General features: G+C 49.3%; 22 protein-coding genes, 1 pseudogene and 1 other annotated feature. Of the genes and pseudogenes, 18 read left to right on the plus strand and 5 right to left on the minus strand.

All coding sequences use genetic code 11. The features are described from left to right. Both H6A13_RS09930 and H6A13_RS09935 read left to right on the plus strand, forming a co-directional pair. On the plus strand, nucleotides 1–535 hold a 535-nt coding region (locus H6A13_RS09930), incomplete at its 5' end, for a metallophosphoesterase family protein (RefSeq protein ID WP_420827230.1). Nucleotides 536–561: 26 nt separating this feature from the next. Beyond that, complete coding sequence (locus tag H6A13_RS09935; RefSeq protein ID WP_204909436.1) at nucleotides 562–2,124, plus strand: ATP-binding protein; 1,563 nt, start codon at nucleotides 562–564, stop codon at nucleotides 2,122–2,124. Between the two features lie 105 nt (nucleotides 2,125–2,229). Here the strand turns inward: H6A13_RS09935 and H6A13_RS09940 are convergent, their stop codons facing one another. From H6A13_RS09940 to murC, 4 genes are all read right to left on the minus strand, one after another. Further along, nucleotides 2,230–3,414, minus strand: coding sequence for a ribose-phosphate pyrophosphokinase (locus H6A13_RS09940; protein ID WP_204909437.1), 1,185 nt, complete (start codon nucleotides 3,412–3,414; stop codon nucleotides 2,230–2,232). Then, nucleotides 3,398–4,414 (minus strand): ATP-binding protein, encoded by a 1,017-nt coding sequence (locus tag H6A13_RS09945; protein ID WP_204909438.1) that lies wholly within the window; start codon nucleotides 4,412–4,414, stop codon nucleotides 3,398–3,400. The genes H6A13_RS09940 and H6A13_RS09945 overlap by 17 nt, the downstream gene beginning before the upstream one ends. Before the next feature lie 20 nt (nucleotides 4,415–4,434). Then, entirely contained in the window at nucleotides 4,435–5,409 is a 975-nt protein-coding gene (locus H6A13_RS09950) for a DnaD domain protein (RefSeq protein WP_204909439.1), read from the minus strand. Between the two features lie 128 nt (nucleotides 5,410–5,537). Continuing rightward, nucleotides 5,538–6,917 carry a UDP-N-acetylmuramate--L-alanine ligase gene (gene murC, locus H6A13_RS09955; protein WP_204909440.1) on the minus strand — a complete coding sequence of 460 codons (1,380 nt, stop codon included), beginning with the start codon at nucleotides 6,915–6,917 and terminating at the stop codon, nucleotides 5,538–5,540. Between the two features lie 209 nt (nucleotides 6,918–7,126). On the opposite strand from murC, the gene H6A13_RS09960 reads away from it, so the two are divergent. From H6A13_RS09960 to H6A13_RS09980, 5 genes are all read left to right on the plus strand, one after another. Continuing rightward, nucleotides 7,127–8,401: a glucose-1-phosphate adenylyltransferase gene (locus H6A13_RS09960; protein ID WP_204909441.1), complete on the plus strand. Its 1,275-nt coding sequence runs from the start codon at nucleotides 7,127–7,129 to the stop codon at nucleotides 8,399–8,401. Continuing rightward, complete coding sequence (glgD, locus tag H6A13_RS09965) at nucleotides 8,398–9,516, plus strand: glucose-1-phosphate adenylyltransferase subunit GlgD (protein ID WP_204909442.1); 1,119 nt, start codon at nucleotides 8,398–8,400, stop codon at nucleotides 9,514–9,516. The genes H6A13_RS09960 and glgD overlap by 4 nt, the downstream gene beginning before the upstream one ends. A 37-nt stretch (nucleotides 9,517–9,553) precedes the next feature. After that, a complete protein-coding gene (gene spoVG / locus H6A13_RS09970) occupies nucleotides 9,554–9,832 on the plus strand; it encodes a septation regulator SpoVG (RefSeq protein WP_204909443.1) in 279 nt (92 codons plus the stop codon). 206 nt (nucleotides 9,833–10,038) lie between these two features. Beyond that, complete coding sequence (locus H6A13_RS09975; RefSeq protein WP_243416359.1) at nucleotides 10,039–10,386, plus strand: hypothetical protein; 348 nt, start codon at nucleotides 10,039–10,041, stop codon at nucleotides 10,384–10,386. 162 nt (nucleotides 10,387–10,548) lie between these two features. After that, nucleotides 10,549–11,781 carry a threonine/serine exporter family protein gene (locus H6A13_RS09980; RefSeq protein WP_204909444.1) on the plus strand — a complete coding sequence of 411 codons (1,233 nt, stop codon included), beginning with the start codon at nucleotides 10,549–10,551 and terminating at the stop codon, nucleotides 11,779–11,781. Here H6A13_RS09980 and H6A13_RS09985 read toward each other — a convergent pair. Next, the gene (locus H6A13_RS09985) at nucleotides 11,778–12,530 is read right to left on the minus strand and encodes an RluA family pseudouridine synthase (RefSeq protein WP_204909445.1); all 753 of its coding nucleotides are present in this window, start codon (nucleotides 12,528–12,530) and stop codon (nucleotides 11,778–11,780) included. The genes H6A13_RS09980 and H6A13_RS09985 overlap by 4 nt on opposite strands. 164 nt (nucleotides 12,531–12,694) lie before the next feature. Next, nucleotides 12,695–12,902: a binding site (T-box leader), on the plus strand. A gap of 104 nt (nucleotides 12,903–13,006) precedes the next feature. Between H6A13_RS09985 and proS the strand changes: the two genes are divergently transcribed. The 11 genes and pseudogenes from proS to H6A13_RS10040 all read left to right on the plus strand — a co-directional run. Further along, complete coding sequence (gene proS, locus H6A13_RS09990) at nucleotides 13,007–14,446, plus strand: proline--tRNA ligase (RefSeq protein WP_204909446.1); 1,440 nt, start codon at nucleotides 13,007–13,009, stop codon at nucleotides 14,444–14,446. 4 nt (nucleotides 14,447–14,450) lie between these two features. Then, nucleotides 14,451–15,311 (plus strand): transposase, encoded by an 861-nt coding sequence (locus tag H6A13_RS09995; RefSeq protein WP_204909447.1) that lies wholly within the window; start codon nucleotides 14,451–14,453, stop codon nucleotides 15,309–15,311. 123 nt (nucleotides 15,312–15,434) lie between these two features. Beyond that, nucleotides 15,435–16,763: a CCA tRNA nucleotidyltransferase gene (locus tag H6A13_RS10000; protein WP_338043055.1), complete on the plus strand. Its 1,329-nt coding sequence runs from the start codon at nucleotides 15,435–15,437 to the stop codon at nucleotides 16,761–16,763. Between the two features lie 145 nt (nucleotides 16,764–16,908). After that, entirely contained in the window at nucleotides 16,909–18,084 is a 1,176-nt protein-coding gene (locus tag H6A13_RS10005; protein ID WP_204909449.1) for a protein kinase family protein, read from the plus strand. Nucleotides 18,085–18,129: 45 nt separating this feature from the next. Beyond that, a complete protein-coding gene (locus tag H6A13_RS10010; protein WP_204909450.1) occupies nucleotides 18,130–19,863 on the plus strand; it encodes a phospho-sugar mutase in 1,734 nt (577 codons plus the stop codon). A 168-nt stretch (nucleotides 19,864–20,031) separates the two neighbouring features. Further along, nucleotides 20,032–20,331, plus strand: coding sequence for an HU family DNA-binding protein (locus H6A13_RS10015; RefSeq protein ID WP_275952159.1), 300 nt, complete (start codon nucleotides 20,032–20,034; stop codon nucleotides 20,329–20,331). Between the two features lie 91 nt (nucleotides 20,332–20,422). Next, nucleotides 20,423–20,662 (plus strand): RNA-binding S4 domain-containing protein, encoded by a 240-nt coding sequence (locus H6A13_RS10020; RefSeq protein ID WP_204909452.1) that lies wholly within the window; start codon nucleotides 20,423–20,425, stop codon nucleotides 20,660–20,662. A 40-nt stretch (nucleotides 20,663–20,702) separates the two neighbouring features. Next, entirely contained in the window at nucleotides 20,703–20,996 is a 294-nt protein-coding gene (gene yabP / locus H6A13_RS10025; protein WP_476703432.1) for a sporulation protein YabP, read from the plus strand. A gap of 4 nt (nucleotides 20,997–21,000) precedes the next feature. After that, complete coding sequence (gene yabQ / locus H6A13_RS10030) at nucleotides 21,001–21,333, plus strand: spore cortex biosynthesis protein YabQ (protein WP_204909453.1); 333 nt, start codon at nucleotides 21,001–21,003, stop codon at nucleotides 21,331–21,333. An 82-nt stretch (nucleotides 21,334–21,415) separates the two neighbouring features. After that, nucleotides 21,416–21,739, plus strand: coding sequence for an FtsB family cell division protein (locus tag H6A13_RS10035; RefSeq protein WP_204909454.1), 324 nt, complete (start codon nucleotides 21,416–21,418; stop codon nucleotides 21,737–21,739). A 176-nt stretch (nucleotides 21,740–21,915) separates the two neighbouring features. Continuing rightward, nucleotides 21,916–22,640 (plus strand): annotated as a pseudogene (locus tag H6A13_RS10040) (SpoIIE family protein phosphatase); the annotation flags it as partial.

Below are 22,640 nucleotides of genomic sequence, written 5' to 3' on the forward strand. Positions count from 1 at the left end.
ATATGATTACGTGGCGCTGGGACACATCCACAAGCCCCAGGCCCTGGAAGAAAACCGGATGGTCTATGCGGGAGCGCTGGAACCTACCGATACGGGAGATCTCGGCCCCCACGGCTATGTGGCCGGAGAACTGACAGAAGAGGGCTGCCGGACCCGGTTTGTGCCTGTGGCTCTGCGGGAATACCGGGAGCTTTCGGTCCAGGCGGATTCTGCCATGACCGGATATCAGGTAAAAGAGAAGATCCGGGAAGCGATAGAGGAAGGCGGCACGGAACACATGTATCTGGTACAGATTACCGGATACCGGGATCCGGAGATCCGTTTTGATCTTAGCGGCATGGACGTCTATGGAAATATTGTGGAGATTGCCGATGAGACCCGGCCTTCCTACGCGTTTGAACGGCTTCTGGAGCAGAACCGGGAGAATTTCCTCGGAAGCTACATAGAGAGTTTTCTGGGAGCAGAGGAAGACAGCGCTGAGTATCAGGCCCTTTGCGAGGGCGTATGCGCATTGATGGAGACGAGGGCGGACTAGAGAGAAACGAGCGCAAGAGGATAAAGATGAAGATTCTAGGATTATTACTGCAGCATTTTGGAAAATTTCAGAATCGTAAGATCCGGTTGGAAGACGGGATCAATGTCATATATGGAGAAAATGAGTCTGGAAAGTCCACGATCCATGCCTTTATCAAAGGGATGCTGTTTGGGATCGAGAGGGGACGGGGACGGGCGTCGCTTCATGACACCTACAGTATTTACGAACCGTGGGAAGGGCCTGGCCAGTACAAAGGGGTCCTGCGATTTGAGAGTGGAGGAAAGGTTTTCCGGATCGACAGAAATTTTGACCGGCAGCAGAAAAAAGCGGAGCTGATCTGTGAAGACGACGGGGAGGAGCTGAGCATTGCAGAGGGGGATCTGGACCTTTTGCTTGGCGGATTAACCCCGGCGGGCTATGATAATACCATTTCCATAGGACAGCTAAAGGCAAGGCCGGACCAGTCGCTTGCGGCGGCCCTGAAAGAATATGCGACCAGCTGTTATGCTTCGGGAAATGGAGACCTTAGGCCGGAACAGGCGATCCGCTATCTTCAGGAGCAGAAAAAAGCGGTGGAAAAAGAGATGCGGGAAGCGCTCTATGAAAAGCAGAGAGAGCGGGAATCTGTGGAGCAGGAAGCTTCTTACATCTGGAGAGAAATCCACCGGCTGACAGAAGAAGAACAGACGCTGGAAGACAGGCTTTCCCAGGCGGAAAGAAAGGAACCTGGCCCGGAAGAACACAAGCGCCTGGTGGATGAGATCCGGCCTGCGAAGTGGCGGATCCATCCGGTGGAGATCCTGATCTTTGCGGCTGCTATTATCGCTGCATTTTTCCTGTTTCCCCGTCCCATCAATTATCTGATCGTGATTGTGATCTTTCTTGCCTGCAGCGTGTATGTATGGAACCGGTTGAAAGTGGGGAAAAGAAAGAACCAGTCTTTGACGGAGGAGTTTCCGGAGGAACTTCTTTTGGAAGAGGAGATGTCTGAGGAAAGACTTCGCTGGGAACTGGAGCGGATCGGCCGGGAGAAGAAGGATAAGCAGATCCAGTATGACAACCTGCAGGAGCAGCTTGCGGAGATGCAGACGTCGGGAAAGGCGGAGCGGGCGCTGGAGAAGAGGAATCAGGCGCTACAGACGGCGATCCTCAGAATGAACGAATTGTCGGAAGTGTTCCGGAAGCGGCTGGAACAACGCTTAAATGAAGAGGCCTCGAAGATCGTCTGCCAGATCACAGGAGGAGCATATACGAAGATCCGGGTGGAGGAAGGCCTTCATATGGTTCTTTTGAAAGAAGGAGATGAGACGTCGCCCGGGCTTCGGCGGATCCCCATGGAGCAGGTGAGCTGCGGAACCGTGGAGCAGATCTGTTTTGCCCTTCGTATGGCTGCGGCCGGGATCCTGCAGGAAGAAGAGCAGCCGGTGATCCTGGACGATGCGTTTGGAAATTATGATGAGGAACGGCTGAAGCATACTCTTAAGTGGCTGGCCGGCCAGAAGAAACAGGTGCTGATCTTTACCTGCCAGAAGAGGGAGATCCGGCTTCTCCGGGAACTGGGGATCCCCTGTAATGTGGTGGAGATATGATGGTTTGAACAGAAATGCGGATAAGAAAAAGGGGCGCGGTACCTGCCGGGAAAAAATTCCGGCAGGTACCGCGCCCCTTCTTAAGTGCCTGAGTGAGAAGAGGCTTTATACTTCCTCTCCCCGGTTGTATCTGGCAACAGCTTCCTGGATCCGTTCGCTCGGGGTCAGGATACTGCTGATGGAACCATCGTGATTCAGGGTATCGATCATCAGCGCGATGTATTTACTCATATCACAGTTGATATAGTAAGGACGGGAGAGAAGCTCCGGCGTCTGATAGATCAGGTTGGTGGTCAGGATCGCGTCCAGGATGCCCTCTTCGTAAGCTTTGTCAAATTTCTCCATTCCATTGGTGAAAAGACCGAAGGTGGCTGCCGCGAAGATCCGTTTTGCGTGGCGTTTTTTCAGCTGGCGGGCAACGTCCAGGATACTGTCTCCGGAGGAGATCATGTCGTCCAGGATGATCACGTCTTTGCCTTCTACGGATGAACCCAGGAATTCATGGGCCACGATGGGGTTGCGCCCGTCAACGACACGGGTGTAGTCCCGGCGTTTATAGAACATGCCCATATCCAGGTTTAACACGTTGGCCAGGTAGACCGCGCGTTCGGTAGCGCCCTCATCCGGGCTGATGGCCATCATGTGCTTGCTGTCGATCTTCAGATCGTCGAACCGGCGTAACAGTCCCTTTACAAACTGATAGGTGGGACGCACGGTCTCGAATCCATTCAGCGGGATCGCGTTCTGGACACGGGGATCATGCGCGTCAAAAGTGATGATATTGTCTACGCCCATGCGGACCAGTTCCTGCAGGGCAAGAGCACAGTCCAGGGATTCCCGGCTGGTTCTGCGGTGCTGGCGGCTTTCATACAGGAAAGGCATGATCACGTTGATCCGTCTGCCCTTTCCGCCTACAGCGGCAATGACACGTTTCAGGTTCTGATAGTGGTCGTCGGGAGACATGTGGTTGATGTGTCCCGTCAGAGAATAGGTCAGGCTGTAGTTGCAGACATCTACCATAATATAAATGTCCATTCCGCGGACAGATTCCTTGATGATTCCCTTGGCTTCCCCAGAGCCGAAACGGGGAACATTTGCGTTTACCAGATAGGTGTCGCGTTCATATCCGCTGAAAGCCACATCATTTTTGTGGATATGTCCGTCCTCTCTTCTCCATTTCACGAGATAGTCGTTGACCTTTGCTCCCATTTCCTCGCAGCCTTCCAGCGCGATGAGCCCCAGTGCTCCAATGGGAATGTTGTCCAGATTTCGATCAGTGCGTCGCAGCATCCTTAGTACCTCCCAGGTTTAATAATTTTTTTTGGATACGGATATCGTCTCCCGTCAGCCGCAGAAGTGTGTAACTGCTGCTGATGCGGGAAAAGGTTCGTTCTGAATAGATGGCTTTAATATCCTCCAGTGCAAGATTGGTGGATATAATGGTTGATTTTTTCCTTAAAATACGTTCGTTCAGGCAGATAAAGAGCTGGGAAACCGTAAAGGAGTTGGAAAGTTCCGTTCCCAGATCGTCGATGATGAGAAGATCGCAGTCATAGATGTGATCCAGACTCTCCTCTTCTTCTCCCGAGTGCCTGCCGAATACACACTTTGCAAATATATCAAATAATCCGGCCGCTGTAAAGTATATGACGGAAAAACCTGCATCCATCAGTTCTTTGGCGATGCAGTGGGACAGGAAAGTCTTTCCCACGCCGGTATCCCCGTACAGCAGGATGTTCTGAAACTGGCCGGAAAAATGATCGGTAAAATCATGGCATACTTTTAAGGCCGTCTGTACAGCTTCCTTTGCAGACCGCCCGGTGACAGGATCTATATGATTTGCGGAATAATAGTCCAGGGAAAAAGTAGAAAAATTTTCTTTCTCCAGGATTTCCTGAAGATTGGACTGCTGATATAAAAGATCTGTCTCGGCTTTTTTAAAGCAGTGGCATTTTTCCGTGCCGATATAGCCGGTGTCGCGACAGTCCGGGCAGCTGTAGGAGCGTTCCAGATAGTCTGCGGGAAGACCGCCTTCTGCCAGGAGACGCTTCTTTTGTTCGATCAGCCGGCCCAGTTCTTCTCTGAGAGAAGACAGGGCGTTTTCGTCGCCCTCCAGCAGCCGTTTTGCCTTTTCTATGCCAAGAGATGAGATAGACTGATCCACTTGTTCCAGAGCAGGGATCAGAGCGTAGGCCTTCCGGTAATGTTCCCGGAGGCGGTGCTCATCTTCAATCTGTCTTTGTTCATAAATACGCATGATCTGGTCGTACTGCGAATTGGTTAAAGCCATATGAAAAATGCTCTCCTTTATTATTGCTGGATCAGTTTGCGCTCCAGATCGTCCATGTTGTAGGAGCGCCCTTCAAAATTGTTGAATTTATTGGATCGGATAGTCTTTTTCTCGCGGGAAGCCGTCCTTTGTTCCTTTGCCTTCTGGAAATCAGCGTCCACCGCTTCGATATCTTTCAAATGCCGGACATTTTTGGAACGCCAGTTTTTCAAAATAGAGTCTGTATATTCAAAGTTGGGCTGATGGATCGCATTCATGGTGCGTTCGCAGGCCTCCAGGATAATATCCAGAGAAAAACCGTATTCCTCATGCCATTTCCGTATGTAGGCGATCTCCGAGGACGCAGGTGAGCGTCCGCCGATACCGTAGGCTTTGAGTACGGAGTAATAATTCTTGTGGTACTGGAGGGTATTGGCCTTTGCTTCCTCCACAGTCCGGATGTTCTGGGAATCCCAGGACAGGGCGACGGCCCGGATATAGTGCATGCTTTTGTGGCCGTTTTCCACGCAGTATTCAATCAGGTACTCGATCAGATCCGCGGACATGGAAAGCGAATCAAAAAAGTAAATGATGGTATCAATATCAGAGGAAGACAAGGTCTTTCCCAGGTATTGTTCTGCTACAAACAAAAGTTCCTTAAATTCTTTGTCGTCTCTTAATGGTGTCCGGCCGGCAAAGTCTTCCGCGTGATCCGGGGAAGAAGTGCCGCGGGCAGGAGCCTTGGCTTCCGCAGTGTCGCCATAGTCCGTGTAATCCAGGATGCCCTGCTTTTTCCAGTACCTAAGCGCACGGAGAACATCTTTTTCTGTACATTCCAGGATGTCCGCCATCTCCGGGATGGACAGCATGCCGGAAGAATCTCCCAGGTGGCGCAGAACAAGAAGATATACCTTTACATATTCCCCGTTTGCCTGGGCCATGTAACGGTCGATAAATTCATTTTCCAGCACAGTGATATTATCCTGCGCGCAATTTCTGAGAGTTAACTTCGTCATGATCTTCTCAAATGCTCCTTCCAAATCTTGTGCTGTTTATTATAGCACCGGACAGGGGCCGGATAAAGAAATTTCTGACGCAAAAAACAAGTTTTTTGTGGATAAAATCCTGTGGAAAATGTGGATAACTAGTCCTTTAACAGCGCTTCCCCAATGTTTACAACGTCTCCCGCTCCCATAGTTATCAACAGGTCGCCTTTCTGGCAGTGTTCTCTGCAATAATTTTCGATTTCAGCAAAGGAGGGGAAGTAGCAGGCGTCGCAGCCTTTTTCCTTCAGTGCATTTCCGATGTCTTCGGAGGAAATCCCCAGAGTGTCGGTCTCGCGGGCCGCGTAAATGTCCGCTAGAACGATGTGGTCCGCCAGAGAAAGGGCGGATACAAAGTCCGGGAACAAAGCTTTGGTCCGGGTATACGTATGGGGCTGGAACACACACCAGATCTCCCGGTGCGGATAGTGGGCGGCCGCCTCTAAGGCCGCGCGGATCTCTGTGGGATGGTGGGCGTAGTCGTCAATGACGGTGATGCCGTCAAACTCGCCCTTATATTCAAACCGCCGGTTTGTACCGGTAAATTCTTTCAGTCCTTTTTTAATGGATTCCACAGGCACGCCCAGGATGTCGCAGGCGGCAATGGCGGCCAGCGCGTTGGACACATTGTGGTCTCCGTTGACGGCCAGAGTGATCCGGTCGACAAAGATGCCGGATTTGACCAGGTCAAAGGAAGCGTCTCCCAGCTGGTCGTGGGCGATATTCGTAGCGCTGTAATCCAGGGAGCTGTCGTTTCCATAACGCACCACGCGGCAGGCAAGGCCGTCTGTAAATGTATCCAGATCCGGGATCTCATTGTTGACGATCAAAACGCCGTCTTCCGGAAGAAGCTCGGCAAATTTCCGGAAGGAGTGGCGGATGTCGTCCAGGTCTTTAAAGAAATCCAGATGATCTGCGTCAATATTTAAGATGATGCCGATCTTCGGGAAAAAGTGCAGGAAGCTGTTGGTGTATTCACAGGCTTCGGTTACGAATACGCCGGAATCACCGACCCGGATATTGCCTCCGATGGCTTTTAAGATGCCGCCCACGGAGATGGTGGGATCCAGATCTGCAGCCAGCAGGATATGGGAAAGCATGGATGTGGTCGTGGTCTTTCCGTGCGTACCGGAGACTGCGATGGGCATGTCGTAGTTTTTCATCAGCTGGCCCAAGAGCTCCGCGCGGCTCAGCATAGGAAGCCCCCTGGAGACAGCGGCCTGGTATTCTTCATTGTCCTCGTGGATCGCCGCGGTATAGACAACGACGTCGATGCCGGGGATGATATTGGAAGCCTTTTGTCCGTAAAAGACTTTCGCGCCCAGCCTTTCCAGCCGGTCGGTCAGGGCGGATTCTTTGCTGTCTGAGCCGGATACGGTAAATCCTTCTTTTAAGAGGATCTCAGCCAGTCCGCTCATACTGATCCCGCCGATCCCGATGAAATGTATGTGTACAGGTTCACTGAAATTAATCTGATACATAAGCGTTCATACCTTTCCGAATTCATTGTCATAAAATTACATTCCTTCCATATTATTATATACAGATATGGAAAAAAAACCAAGCTGTAAGTTTTTGTGATATTTTCATAAAAAGGAAAGAAAAAACAGATTTTATTTGTAAATATTGTTCACGAATATATATTTGTATGATATAATAGAGCAATAACTTACTAAAAAGGGGTGATGACATGCGAAAGAAAGAGATGATTGCAATGCTGCTGGCGGGAGGACAGGGCAGCAGACTGGGCGTCCTCACGGCGAAGGTAGCAAAACCGGCCGTTGCATTCGGCGGAAAATACCGTATCATAGATTTCCCTTTAAGTAACTGTATCAATTCAGGGATCGATACCGTGGGCGTTCTGACACAGTATCAGCCGCTGCGTCTGAATACACATATCGGTATCGGTATTTCCTGGGACCTGGACCGGAACTTCGGGGGAGTAACGATCCTGCCGCCTTATGAAAAGAGCAGCAACAGCGAATGGTACACCGGAACGGCAAATGCAATCTATCAGAATCTGGATTATATTGAAACGTATCATCCGGATTATGTGCTGATCCTTTCAGGAGATCATATCTATAAGATGGATTATGAGATCATGCTGGATTATCACAAAGAGCATAAGGCTGACGTCACGATTGCGGCCATGCCTGTGCCGATAGAAGAAGCCAGCCGTTTTGGAGTGGTAGTAGCAGGAGAAGACGGACAGATTTCGGAATTCCAGGAGAAGCCGCCGGAGCCAAAGAGCAACCTGGCGTCCATGGGAATCTATATTTTCAGCTGGCCGGTGTTAAAGGAAGCGCTGGTGGCGCTGAAGAATGAACCGGGATGTGATTTCGGAAAACATATCATTCCATACTGTCATGAGAAGGGGCAGAGATTATTTGCCTATGAATACAATGGCTACTGGAAGGACGTGGGGACTCTGGGTTCCTACTGGGAAGCGAATATGGAACTGATCGACATTGTTCCGGAATTTAACCTCTACGAGGAATACTGGAAGATCTACACCAACAGCGGAATCCTGCCGCCCCAGTATATTTCCGGACAGGCCGTGATCGAGAGGAGTATTATCGGTAATGGTTCTGAGATCTACGGAGAAGTAAAGAACTGCGTGATCGGATCCGGCGTTGTGATCGGAGAAGGAGCGGTGGTCCGTGATTCCATCATTATGAAAGATACGGTGATCGGAAAGGGCTGCGTGATTGATAAGTCGATCATTGCAGAAGACTGTGAGATCGGAGACAATGTCACCCTTGGCATTGGCAGCGACATTCCTAATAAGATGAAGCCGGCGATCTATTCCTTTGGTCTTGTGACCATCGGAGAGAATACGGTAGTGCCGTCCGGGGTACAGATCGGAAAGAACACCGCTTTAAGCGGAGTGACCGTAAAGGAAGATTATCCGAACGGCGTACTGGAAAGCGGCGAGACTTTGATAAAGGCAGGTGAGCGTGTATGAAAGCGGTAGGAATCATACTGGCAGGCGGAAACAGCCACAGGATGCGGGAGCTGACCAGCAAGCGTGCGGTAGCGGCGATGCCCATCGCCGGCAGTTACCGGGCCATTGACTTTACATTGAGCAACATGAGTAATTCCCATATCCAGAAGGTGGCGGTGCTGACGCAGTACAATGCACGTTCTCTGAATGAGCATCTGAATTCATCGAAATGGTGGGACTTCGGAAGAAAGCAGGGAGGGCTTTATGTCTTTACCCCGACGATCACGGCGGACAACGGCTACTGGTACCGGGGAACTGCAGATGCGATCTATCAGAATCTGGATTTCTTAAGAAGATGCCACGAGCCTTATGTGATCCTTACATCCGGGGATGCGGTGTACAAGATGGATTACAATAAGGTGCTGGAATACCATATCGCAAAAAAGGCAGACATTACCGTAGTCTGCAAGGAGCTGGAGGACAGTGAGGACGCCAGCCGTTTCGGAACGATCAAGATGGATGATTCCATGAGGGTCACCGAATTTGAAGAGAAGCCCATGGTGGCGAATTCCCGCACGATCTCGACCGGGATCTATATCGTCAGAAGACGTCTTCTGATCGACCTGATCGAGCACTGTGCAGAGGAAGACAGGTATGATTTTGTAACCGATATCCTGATCAGATACAAGAATCTGAAAAAGATATATGGTTATAAAATAAAAGATTACTGGAGCAACATATCAACGGTAGATGCGTACTATCGGACAAACATGGATTTTCTCAGACCTGAAGTCAGGGAATATTTTTTCAAACAACGTCCGGAGATTTATTCCAAAGTCAGCGATCTGCCTCCCGCAAAATACAATCCGGGCTCAGTCGTAAAGAACAGCCTGGTGGCCAGCGGAAGCATCATCAATGGAACCGTGGAAAATTCGATTCTTTTCAAGAAAACATTTGTCGGGAATAATTGTGTGATCAAGAATTCTATTATTCTAAATGACGTCTACCTTGGCGACAATACTTATATTGAGAATTGTATCGTCGAGAGCAGAGACACGATCAGAGCAAACACACGCTATGTTGGGGAAAATGGTGTGAAGGTAGTTGTAGAAAAGAACGAGAGATACGCGCTGTAAGAAAAACCGCGGCGCGTAGAAGAAAGGGGCAGCAAGGATGCAGATTACAGATGTACGAGTAAGAAAAGTAGCAAAAGAAGGGAAACTGAAAGCAGTGGTTTCCATCACCATGGATGAGGAGTTTGTGGTACATGACATCAAGGTAATTGAAGGCGAGAAGGGACTTTTCATTGCCATGCCGAGCAAGAAGGCATTGGACGGTGAGTACCGGGACATTGCGCACCCGATTAATTCCGCGACAAGAGAGCGGATCCAGACCATGATCCTGGAGAAATACCAGGAGGTCATGGAAAACGACGACAGCGAAGAAGAATAGACACCAGGGGGATAAAAGCGGCGGTTCCTGTAAAAAGGGCCGCCGCTTTTTTGGGGTAAAATGGGGACGGTTAAAATGGGGACGGGGGATTTTCAGAAATCCCCCGTCCCCATTTTATTGCTGTGCCATATGAAAGCGAAGTGAATATCGACGACGGCGCGTGCATATATATCAGTGACAGGACTTGCAATGGAAAAGGGGCGTATATGATGAAAAAGGCGGACGAGTCGGAAAAGCGCAGACAGAGACTTCTGGAAGAAACGCGGGCGCTGTACAGTGACAGAAGAAATGTGCCGGAGTATCGGGGGCTGTACCGGAATCTGCCGGCGGTCCATCCGAGATACGGCGCGTCTTACCGGGAATTGTACGGGCAGGATGACGCAGGCGGGCAAAAAGGAACATTTGGGATCCGTCTGCTTTTGTGCTGCTTTTTGTTTACATTTTTTGTTACGCTGGACCGGCAGGAGATAGAGATCTTCGAGGTGGACAGCGGTCAGATTGAGGAGGCGGTTTCACAGGATATCGACATCGGGAAATTTATACAAGAGAAATGATGCGGGGAAGTGGGGAAAGGGAAGGGACGCCCGGATTGTGCATTTTTTAACTTTTCGAAAAAGCATTGCATTTTTCCCGGTTATTTTCTACAATGAGGACTATACGTAATTTAAGGGATTAACGTAATTTAAGGGACAGGAAAATAACTGGAGGAATGGAAGATGGATTACAAGCGGATTTTGGAAGGTATTCTGGATATCGGCGAGGGCATGCTGTGCAGCGGCGCAGAGAATTTCCGGCTGGACGATACGTTGTACCGGATGTGTAAGAGCTACGGATTTGTCCGGTATGATGTATTTGCGATTCCCAGCAATATCCAGATCACAGTGGAAACGCCGGAGGGAGAGATCCTGACACAGATCCGGCATATTGAGTCTACCGGGATCAACTATGACCGGCTGGATTATCTGAACAATCTGGCGAGATATGTCTGTGCAAATACACCGGATGCGGAAGAGCTCCATGAAAAATATCTGGAAGTGATGAGCCGGAAGGAACCGTCAAAGCTGGTAACGTACCTGGCCGGGATCATGGGCGGAACAGGATTTGCCGTGTTTTTTGGCTGCGGGCTCCTGGACGGCATCGTTGCGGTTCTGGTATCGGCTCTGATTGTATTTGTCGGGAACTGGCTTGGGAAAAGAGAGAGCAACCTTTTGATCTACAACCTGATCCTGGCGTTTGTCGCAGAAGTGGTGATCATCGGCATGTCGCTTTTGGGGATCGGTACTCATCCGGACCGGATCATGATCGGAATCGTCATGCTGTTGATCAGTGCGCTCAGTACGACGAACGGTATCCGGGAAATCCTGCAGAGGGATTTTATCTCCGGGCTTATCAATATTATGAATTCTATCCTTGGCGCGGCAGGCATTGCTTTTGGGATCGCCATTGCCATGTGGTTCTTTGGCGGCGGACACTCCGATGGATTTACCCTGAACCAGAATCCGGTGATCCAGCTGATCTCCTGTACCATTGCCTGCGTGGGATTTGCGCTGTGGTTTAAGATTAAAGGCGTGCAGGTGCTGTATTCCGGAGTCGGCGCGTTTTTTACCTGGCTGATCTATATGATCGTATTTGCTGTCTGGCCCAGTAACTTCGGCGCCACGATGGCAGGGGCGGTTTTTGTGGCGGCGTATGCATTTATCATGTCCCGGATCAATAAGGCGCCGGCAACGATATTCCTGACCGCATCGGCCTTTCCGCTGATCCCCGGACCGAATCTGTATTACATGATGTACGGCTGGGTGAGCGCGGACCAGGCAATGGCCCGCAGCGAAACAGGCATATTACTGGAAACCTGCCTTGCGATTGCACTGGGATTTCTGATCGTGGACGTAGTGTCCAGATGCATCCTGTATGCAAAAAAACAGGAAATCCATATGGGAAAGCGTTAGAGCCTCTGCCCATGACCATTGAAGCTGTCAAGCTCAAAGGTCATGGGTTTTTTTGTTTTAGGATGAAGGAAAGAAAGCTTGTAGGCGCACAGGCAGATCTGCTGCCAGGCATCCGTTTTCCCCATATTCCCCAGGGATTGTGGATTATATTTCGTGTCACCGATGATGGGGCAGCCGATATTTGCCAGTTGTACACGGATCTGGTGGTGCCGGCCGGTGAAAATGTGGATAAGTAGGTTGGCGGCTTCGGATGGGGACGGGGGATTTTCAGAAATCCCCCGTCCCCATCCGAAGCTGTCGTCGACGACCTGATATTCCAGACTGGCCAGCTTTGCTCCGGGAGTATCGGGGCTGCAGATTCTGGAGGTGTTGCTGCGTGCATCTTTGCACATGTAATTTTCCAGTACGCCGGAATTTTGCGGCGGCTTTTTTGCTGTGAGCGCCCGATAGTATTTTCCAAAAGACTGGGAATCGGATGCCTGCAGCTGACGGTTTAATTCCCTGGCGGCAGCGGGGGTTTTTGCGAAAACCAGGATTCCGCTGACTGGCTGGTCCAGCCGGTGAATGACTGCCAGATAAGGTTCGCCTGCCGGACGGCCTGTATACAGGTGTTTTTTGAGCAGCCGCACCATATCCGGCGCGGCCAGAGACCGGGACTGGGTCGCGATTCCCGGCGGTTTGACGCAGACGATGATTTGCGGATCTTCATATAATATATTTATGGAGATGTTGTTTGGTGTATGGCTCATGCTATCCTCCGGTCACGGCAAGGTGATTTGGCTTTTTCCGTGCTTATTTATGTTCTATTTAAACACAGGCCGATAGAATATGCAAATTTTCAGTACATTTTACAGGGCAATGAACCTTGACAAATGTGGAGGGATGGATTAGAATTACGGTTAACTCAAGATTTTTATGGGCTGTGAAGAGGATTAGTACATGGAAACAGGCGCAGAGAGGGAGCCATTTGGTGTGAGGTTCCTGCCGGGAGTTTCGATGGAACCGGCCTTGGAGCTCCTGCATGAAAATGCAGCGTTCTGCCAGCGTTAATGGTAAATGAGCGAACTGCCGGATAAGGGCAGTTAACTAGGGTGGTACCGCCGAGCTTTTCGGTCCCTTTTTAGGGAGCGCGAAGATCGGCGTTTTTATTTGCCGGGACAGCGCTTCTGAAACCATTATTCGGCGGGGAAGTCCCGCCTGTCAATGAAAAGGAGAGAAGAAAGTCATGGCAAAGGAAAAATTAGTCAAAAACATCACACCTCGTGATGAAAATTTCGCACAGTGGTACACGGACGTAGTACGCGAGGCCAACTTGTGTGATTATTCCAGCGTTAAGGGATGTCTGAATTATCTTCCGAACGGATATGCGATCTGGGAGCTGATCCAGGCAGATCTTGACAGACGTTTTAAAGAAACCGGCGTAGAAAATGTATATCTGCCGGTACTGATCCCGGAGAGCCTGCTGGAAAAAGAGGCGGATCATGTAGAAGGATTTGCGCCGGAGGTTGCGTGGGTCACACACGGAGGTATGGAGAGACTGCAGGAGAGAATGTGTATCCGTCCGACTTCCGAAACATTGTTCTGCGATCTGTGGGCAAAGACGGTCCGTTCTTACAGAGATCTTCCGAAGGTATGGAATCAGTGGAATTCCGTGCTCCGCTGGGAGAAGACCACAAGACCGTTCCTTCGTTCCAGAGAGTTCCTGTGGCAGGAAGGACATACGCTTCATGCAACTTATGAAGAAGCGGAAGCAAGAACGATCCAGATGTGGGAAGTTTATAAAGACTGTTACAGAGAGACCATGGCAATTCCGTTCGTAGCAGGAAGAAAGGCAGAAAATGAAAAGTTTGCCGGCGCGCAGGATACGTACACGATCGAAGCGTTGATGCATGACGGAAAAGCACTGCAGTCCGCAACCAGCCATTTCTTTGGAAGCGGTTTCCCGGATGCATTTGGCATCAAGTATGTAGATAAGAACAATCAGCTGCAGAGCGCATATGAGACATCCTGGGGATGGTCCACCAGAAGTATCGGAGCGCTGATCATGGTACACGGCGATGATGACGGACTGGTGCTGCCGCCTCACGTAGCGCCGGTAGAATGCCGCATCATTCCGATCGCGCAGCATAAAGAAGGCGTGCTGGAAAAATCTTACGCACTTTATGAGGAACTGAAAAAAGCAGGCTACAGAGTTAAAATTGACGATTCTGACAAGAGTACCGGCTGGAAATTCTCCGAGCAGGAGATCCTTGGAATCCCGACCCGTATCGAGATCGGACCGAAGGATCTGGAGAAAAACCAGGTAGTAGTGGTACGCCGTGATAACCGCGAGAAGATCGTAGTTTCCTTAGATGAAATCGCTGTAAAACTGCGCGAGATCCTGGAGCAGGAGCAGCAGGATATGTACGACAGAGCAAATCAGTTCCTGCAGAATCATATAGATACTGCGGTAACCATGGACGAAATGGTTGAGAAATTCAAAGAAAACCGTGGTTTCGTAAAAGCATGCTGGTGCGGAGATCCGGAGTGTGAAGGTGAAGTGAAATACGCTACCGGAGGAGCTGCGACCCGCTGTCTGATCGAGGACGAAGAAATGATCTCTGATAAATGTATCTGGTGTGGAAAACCCGCCAAACACATGGTATATTGGGGAAAATCTTACTAAAAAATTGATTGGGGGACGGGGGATTTCTGAAAATCCCCCGTCCCCCAATCAAAAAAGCCATCCTCTTTTCCACAAAATGTGGATTAGGAGGGGTTCAATGTCGAGAAAACCTAGAAAAGAAAGCAGAACGAAAATATATCATCTTGTGAACCGTGGACTCGAAAAGCGCCCAATATTCGGAGAGAATCGGGAACGGTCCAGAATGATAAACATTATACGAAAGTATTATAAAGAGTATCAGATTAATTTCTACGCATATTGTATTATGCCAAATCATTTTCATTTGCTGGTACAGGGAGAACTAGAAGTACTGGCGCTTTTCATGGCTGTAATCTCAGCAAGATACGCATTATATTACAATTATAAACATCAAAGATCCGGTTATGTATTTCAAGACCGCTACCGAAGTCAATGTGTGGAGGATGAATCCTATTTTTGGAATTGCGTGAGGTATATTCATTTAAATCCGTTGAAAGCAGGACTGGCTTCAGATCTGGTTAGTTATCCGTATGGAAGTATGAAGGAATATTGTACGATTTATGCGGAAGAGGACCAGATTCTCTGCGCAGAATCTTATGCAAAGATTAAAGAGGAATTTGAAACAGGGCAGAATTTCATGGAATTTCACGGAAAACGGTGCAGGGATATTTTTATTGATGAGAAGGCGGATGAGTTTGAGCAGAAAATAGAAGTCGCAATGATGCTTTTGGAAGACTATGCGGCTCAAAAAGAAATTCCGTTGCAAGAGGCATTAGACTATGCAGAATTAAGGAAATCTTATGAGCAGGAGATGAAGACCCTGTTGAAGATATCCAAAGGCGAGGCAGAAAAGATCCAGGATGTTATAAAGGGCAGGTTGCAATAAGAAAATAATAGAAAAGAGGATGGCTTTCCAGGAATGGGGACGGGGGATTTTCAAAAATCCCCCGTCCCCATTCCTGGAAAATGTGTTATGATAATGATAATGTTGATAAGTGGAGGGGAAAATGTGGATAACAGGAAGATTGTCTTGCCTGATAAAGTTAAGAGAATTATTTTGAATCTGCAAAGCCATGGGTATGAGGCTTATGCGGTGGGCGGTTGTGTGAGGGATTCGCTGTTGGGAAGGACGCCGGAGGATTGGGATATTACGACTTCTGCCACACCTTTCCAGGTAAAAGCCATTTTTCCAAAGACGTTTGATACGGGAATCGAACATGGAACGGTTACGGTTCTTATGGAAAAGGAAGGCTTTGAGGTTACAACTTACCGGATAGACGGGGAGTATGAGGATGCGAGACATCCAAAGGAAGTGACCTTTACAGCCAGTCTGACGGAGGACCTGCGGCGCCGTGATTTTACGATTAATGCGATGGCATATAATGATGCAGAGGGTTTGATTGATGTGTTTGGCGGCCTGGCGGATTTGCAGAATAAAATGATCCGCTGCGTGGGAAATGCGAGAGAACGGTTTTCGGAAGATGCGTTGCGCATTTTGCGGGGAATAAGATTTGCTGCGCAGCTCGGGTTTGAGATTGACGAGGAGACCCGAAATGGAATGCGGACGCTGGCGCCGACGCTTAAGAAGATCAGTGCGGAGCGGATTCAGGTGGAACTTGTGAAACTGCTCACTTCAGACCGGCCGGACATGCTGCGCGAAGCGTATCAACTGGGAATTACCAGGCAATTTCTTCCGGAGTTTGATCTTCTGATGCAGACGGAACAGGAAACGCCGCATCACATGTATAACGTGGGAGAGCATACTCTGCATGCCATGACAAATATCCGGGCCAATAAGATTCTCCGGTTGACAATGCTTATGCATGATATGGGGAAACCGGCGTTAAAGACGATGGATGAAACCGGGCGCGCGCATTTTAAAAAACATGCGTTAGAAAGCGAAAAGATCGCAAAAGAAATCATGACAAAATTGAAATTTGATAATGATACCAAACACAAGGTTTCCAGACTTGTACTTTATCATGATTATCGAATGCCGGCGACAGACAGGGCGGTCCGCAGGGCAATGAACCGGATAGGAGAAGATTTATTTCCTTTTTATCTGGAAGTCAGGCGGGCAGATGTCCTGGCACAAAGCACATATAAACGGGAAGAAAAGATAGAGAATCTGGATCAGATCGAGAAATTATACGGCCAGATCAAAGAGGCCGGGCAGTGCGTATCATTAAAAGGGCTTGCAGTGACGGGGAAAGATCTGATCGAAGCCGGGATGCAGCCGGGAAAAGAAATAGGAGAAAAGCTGAACGAGTTATTGGAACTGGTAATTGAATGTCCCGAATACAATACAAAAGAAGAGTTATTAAAACATTTGGGATAAGTTTGTGGAAAACAATGTGGATAAAAAAGAAATATGCCAATGGGGACGGGGGATTTCTGGAAATCCCCCGTCCCCATTGGCATATTTCATCCCCCAGGGGCATACGCTAGAAAGAACATGTGATGTGAGTTGCAGGGGATGAAGTATGCAGGAATATGAGCGAGCGGTTTTGGAGAAATATGATATGGATGTGACCGGCACCCGCAAGACCAGGGGTGCTATTTTATGCGACACGGATCAGGGGATCTTGCTGCTTAAGGAAGTGCAGGGGACTGCGAAACGTATTCCTGTATTGTGTGGGTTGTACGATGCTTTGCTTGGGCAGGGTTATGAGAATGTGGACTATATTATCCGCACGAAAGAGGGGGCATGTGTGGCGGAGATGGAAGACGGCGGAAAGTATATTTTGAAGCGCTGGTTTGCCGGGCGGGAATGTGAAGTCCGAAGGCCGGGGGAACTTCTTGCCGCGGCGGGAATGCTTGCGAAACTGCATATTGTGATGCGCGGCAATTTTTTGACGGAACATCAGCCGCCGGCGCTGGAATGCCCGCCGGAATGTCTGCCGGAAGAGGAATGTGTGCGGCACGATCGGGAAGATCCGCAGCGTAATCGTGAGCATCAGCCGGAAGAGGAATATGCGCGGCACGATCGGGAAGATCCGCAGCATAATCGGGAGCATCCGCTGGAAGAGGAGTATGCGCGGCACAACCGGGAGCTTTGCAAAGTGCGGAAATTTGTGCGGAAGCTTTCCCCGAAAGGGGAGTTTGAATATGCGTTCCTGCGCTGTTTTGACCAGATGTATCTGTGGGCGCAGGCCGCGGAGGAGAAGTTGGCTGATTCCGGGTACCGGCATCTGGCCGCGGACAGCCGGGAGAAGGGCTGCCTGGTCCACGGGGAGTACAACTACCATAACATTCTGGTCCTGCAGGCGGAGTCCGGACAGGAGCCAGGCCGGGAGTTCGGACGCAGAGAGCAGCCGCGGATCGCGGTTACCGGTTTTGAGAAGTTTAAGCAGGGCATTCAGGCGGAGGATCTGTACTATTTCCTGCGCAAAGTGATGGAAAAGCAGGGATGGAAGGTGCGGCTGGGAGACAATATGCTGAACGCCTATTCGGCGATCCGGCCACTGTCAGAAGAGGAAATGCAGTATCTTTGCCTGCGCTTTGTCTACCCGGAAAAATTCTGGAAAACTGCAGACTCCTATTACCGTTCCAATAAAGTGCTGCTGCCTGCAAAAAGCCTCGAAAAACTGGAAACAGCCATTCGCCAGACCGAGGAAAAGAAACGGTTTTTAGAGGAGATATTTTCTTTTCATTTATAAACTCCTGTTGTATAATAAAGTCATTAAGGATAGGAGGTACCGAAAATGGAATATCGCGAAAGTTATGAAGAATGGCTGAAAAATCCCTATTTCGACGATGCCACGAAAGAAGAGCTTCGGAGTATAGCGGATGATGACAACGAAATAAAAGAGCGTTTTTACAAAGAGCTGGAGTTTGGAACAGCAGGTCTTAGAGGCGTGATCGGAGCAGGAACGAATCGGATGAATATTTATACGGTACGGAAGGCCACACAGGGACTTGCAAATTATATCATAAAAAATAACGGGCAGGCGAAAGGCGTGGCGATTGCCTACGATTCCCGCCGGATGTCCCCGGAATTTGCCGATGAAGCGGCGCGCTGCCTGGCGGCAAACGGGATCAAGGCGTACATTTTCGAATCTTTGCGCCCGACGCCGGAACTTTCTTATGCAGTCCGCCGGCTGGGAGCGATCGCCGGCATCAACATCACGGCCAGCCACAACCCGCCGGAATACAATGGCTACAAAGTGTACTGGGAAGACGGCGCCCAGATTACTCCGCCTCACGACAAGGGCATCATGGATGAGGTAAAGGCCGTGACAGATTATAATACGGTAAAGACGATGGACCGGGAAGAAGCAAAGAAAGCCGGGCTCTATGAAGTGATCGGCCAGGAAGTGGACGACGGCTATATTGCGGAACTGAAGAAACAGGTCATCCATCAGGACTCCATCAATGCGGTAGGAAGAGATCTGAAGATCGTTTACAGCCCGCTCCACGGCACCGGAAATATTCCGGCACGCCGCATTTTAAAAGAGCTTGGCTTTACCAACGTGTATGTAGTCAAGGAGCAGGAACTGCCGGATGGAGAGTTCCCGACCGTATCCTATCCGAATCCGGAAGCAAAAGAAGCGTTTGAACTGGGACTGAAGCTTGCAAAAGAAGTGGACGCAGACCTGGTGCTGGCGACCGATCCGGATGCAGACCGTCTGGGCGTTTATGTGAAAGATACTGCGTCCGGTGATTATAAGGTCCTGACCGGAAATATGTCCGGCTGCCTGCTGGCGGATTATGAGATCGGACAGAGAAAAGCAATGTACGGTCTTCCGGACGACGGTTATCTGATCAAGACTATCGTAACCTCCAACCTGGCAGATGCCATTGCAAAGGGATATCACATCGGCCTGATCGAAGTCCTGACAGGTTTTAAATACATCGGGCAGCAGATCCTGAAGTTTGAGACCACCGGAAAAGGCAGTTATCTCTTTGGATTCGAAGAAAGCTACGGCTGCCTGATCGGAACACATGCAAGGGATAAAGACGCGATCGTTGCCACCATGGCTCTCTGTGAAGCCGCGGCATACTACCGGACACAGGGCAAGACGCTGTGGGATGCGATGCTGGACATGTATGAGAAGTACGGCTATTATAAAGACGATATCCAGTCCATCACGCTGAAAGGAATTGAAGGCCTGAACAAGATCCAGAAGATCATGGATACGCTGCGGGAGAATCCGCCGGCTCAGATCGGAGGATGCCAGGTGCTGAAAGCAAGGGATTATAAGGCGGATACCATCAAGGATATCAGGACCGGAGAAGTAACGAGCACAGGCCTGCCAAGCTCCAATGTTCTGTACTATGACCTTTCGGACGACGCATGGGTGTGCGTAAGACCGTCCGGCACGGAGCCGAAGGTAAAATTCTACTACGGAGTCAAGGGAAATTCGCTGGAAGACGCGGAAGAAAAATCGTCAAAACTGGGCAAAGAAGTGGTTGCCATGATCGATGAACTTCTTTAATCGGGTTAAAATAGCTCAAAAGCCTTGAAAATACGGGAAAAACGGTGAAAAAATCTTGACAAACAGTAGTAAAACAGTTATAACAGTAACTAAGACACCACAAGTGCGGAATAGAAGCGCGCACACGGTGTATACTACTCATAGAATTTAAGGCAAAAGATTCTATATTTGAACAAGAGGAGGAAATTATCCATGAACAAAACAGAATTAATCGCAGCAATTGCAGATCAGGCAGAACTGTCTAAGAAGGATTCTGAGAAAGCTTTAAAGGCACTGATTGACGTGATCACAGACGAGCTGAAGAAAGATCACAAGGTACAGTTAGTTGGCTTTGGTACATTTGAAGTGAGCCAGAGAGCAGCAAGAGAGGGAAGAAATCCTCAGACTGGCAAGACCATGAAGATCGAAGCTTGCAAGGCACCGAAGTTCAAAGCTGGCAAGGCTTTAAAGGATGCTGTAAACGCATAATTCATTCAAATAAAAGGACAGGCTGCGTAGAAACTACGCAGTCTGTTTTTCTTCTGTAAAAAAACGGAGACATTAAGAAAGCGAGAAGGCTATGAGACTTGATAAATTTTTAAAAGTGTCCAGACTGATCAAGAGGCGTACCGTGGCAAACGAGGCCTGCGACGCGGGGCGGGTAACCGTCAATGGCGCGGTCGCAAAAGCTTCGGTCAAGGTAAAGCCCGGCGATATCATAGAGATCCAGTTCGGGACAAGAAATGTAAAAGTAGAAGTCCTGGATATCCAGGAAACTACAAAAAAAGAAGAAGCAAAGGACTTGTTCCGATATCTGTAATAAATCCAGACAGCCTTTCATATGATTACTAAGAAAGGTTGTGATAAACGTGGAAGAGCGTACCGTACCAAAAAACCATAAGCTGGTGATCAATAACCGCAAGACCAGCACAGTTACGGGAGTGACCGACGTGCTTTCTTTTGATCTGAACGAGATTTTGCTGGAAACAGAACAGGGCATGCTGATGGTGAAAGGAGCCAATCTCCATGTCAACCGGCTGAGCCTTGAAAAAGGAGAAGTAGATATCTCGGGAGGCATTGACAGCCTGGCTTATTCCGATGTACAGGGACATGGCAAAGCCCAGGAAAATTTATTCGCAAAACTCTTCAGGTGACAAGATGCCGCAGATCCAGGTAGAAATCATGATATTTTTTTCCGCTGTCCTCTCAGGCGCGGTTCTCCGGGCAGTGTACCGGGGGATTGGATGCGTCAGGGAGTGGATCCCGCACAGAGCGGCTGTGATAGAATTGGAAGACCTGCTCTACTGGCTGGCCGCGGCGCTCTATTTGTTTGTGCAAATTTACCATACAAGCAATGGTAGTATAAGATGGTATTTTATACTAGGTGTTGTGGTTGGGGCGGTTTTTACCAGTTTTTTGTTTCGCCGGATGAAAAAAATACACAAAAAAATCTACGGGGAAAGACACAAAGAATTCATGAAAACCCCTTGATTCACCTTCTGAAAAAAGTTAATATAATCGTTAACAGGGTGAGTAAAGCCGGGAAGATCCGGCGAAAAGGGTGAGTATAAATATGGAAGAAACAAGAAAAAAGAACCGCGGGAAAAAGAGAAGCCGGCGGATGCAGCGCCACAGAACCAGCGTGCTTGCAGTCAGCGCAGTGATCATACTGCTTCTGGCAGTGGTTTCCGTGAACAGCGTGACACTCAAAGCACAGGAAAGTGAGTATGAGACGCAGATCGCGGAACTCGAGTCACAGATCGATGAAGAAAAATCACGGAGCAAACAGATTGATAAACTGGAAGAATATGTGGGCACAGATGAGTATATAGAAGATGTGGCCAAGGATAAGCTTGGACTGATCCATGAAAATGAGATCATATTCCGGGCGCAGTAAATGACAAAGGATGAGCTTTGGGAAAGAAATTTCCCGAAGCTTTTTTTGTGCTGGCGACGAGCCAAAGTCCGGGCCTGCCCGAGACCTTGGCGACCGCTTACAATCCCGGAATGTGCCTTCTGGCACTTCCGGTGATTCGTTTAAGTCAGGGGAGATATCAGAAAGGGGACCGATCCATGGAGGAGATCAAGGGGAAAGAGATATTTATGAATCCTTATGTGGTCCAGATGGACAAGTTTGCAGATTCGCTGAAGCATCTGTCCAGGACCTTCCTCAAACTGGAAGGATATAAGGGGACATTTACCAAAGAAGAGCTGGAGGATATGTTTGAAAAGGTTACAGACAAGGTCTGTAAAAACTGTGAAAATAAAGAATCGTGCCTGGGCGAGAACCGGGTCCGGACCTATCAGGCCATGCATGAGATTCTGTGCGCGGCTGCGGAGTATGGCGCGGAACTGAACGTGGAACTGAAAAGGAAGCTGAAAAAGCAGTGTATTCTGGCGCCCAGATTCTTAAGAGAGACTCTGGAGGTTTTTGAAAACGCCAAGGAGATCCTGCTCTGGAATAACCGGATGGTACAGAACCGGGAAGGATATGCCGGACAGCTCACCAGCTTTGCCAGGCTGATCCAGTATACCACCCGGGAATTGGACGCCGGTATCTTTGCCGACGACCATATGGAAAAACGGCTGAAGACGCGGCTGAAAAAGGCGGGAGTCCGCATGCTTTCCGCGGTTTTTTACATGACGCCGAAAGGGAAATATGAGATCCATCTTACCGTGAAAACGAACAAGGGACAGATCATTTCCGCGCGGGAACTGGCAAAGCTGGTGAGCGGCTGCGTGGGCAAGGAGATGTCGCCTGGCCGCGGGGAACGGCCGGTCATCGGGGAAGAATACTG

The organism is Mordavella massiliensis, from assembly GCF_016902415.1.
Taxonomy (GTDB): Bacteria; Bacillota; Clostridia; order Lachnospirales; family Lachnospiraceae; genus Merdimonas; species Merdimonas faecigallinarum.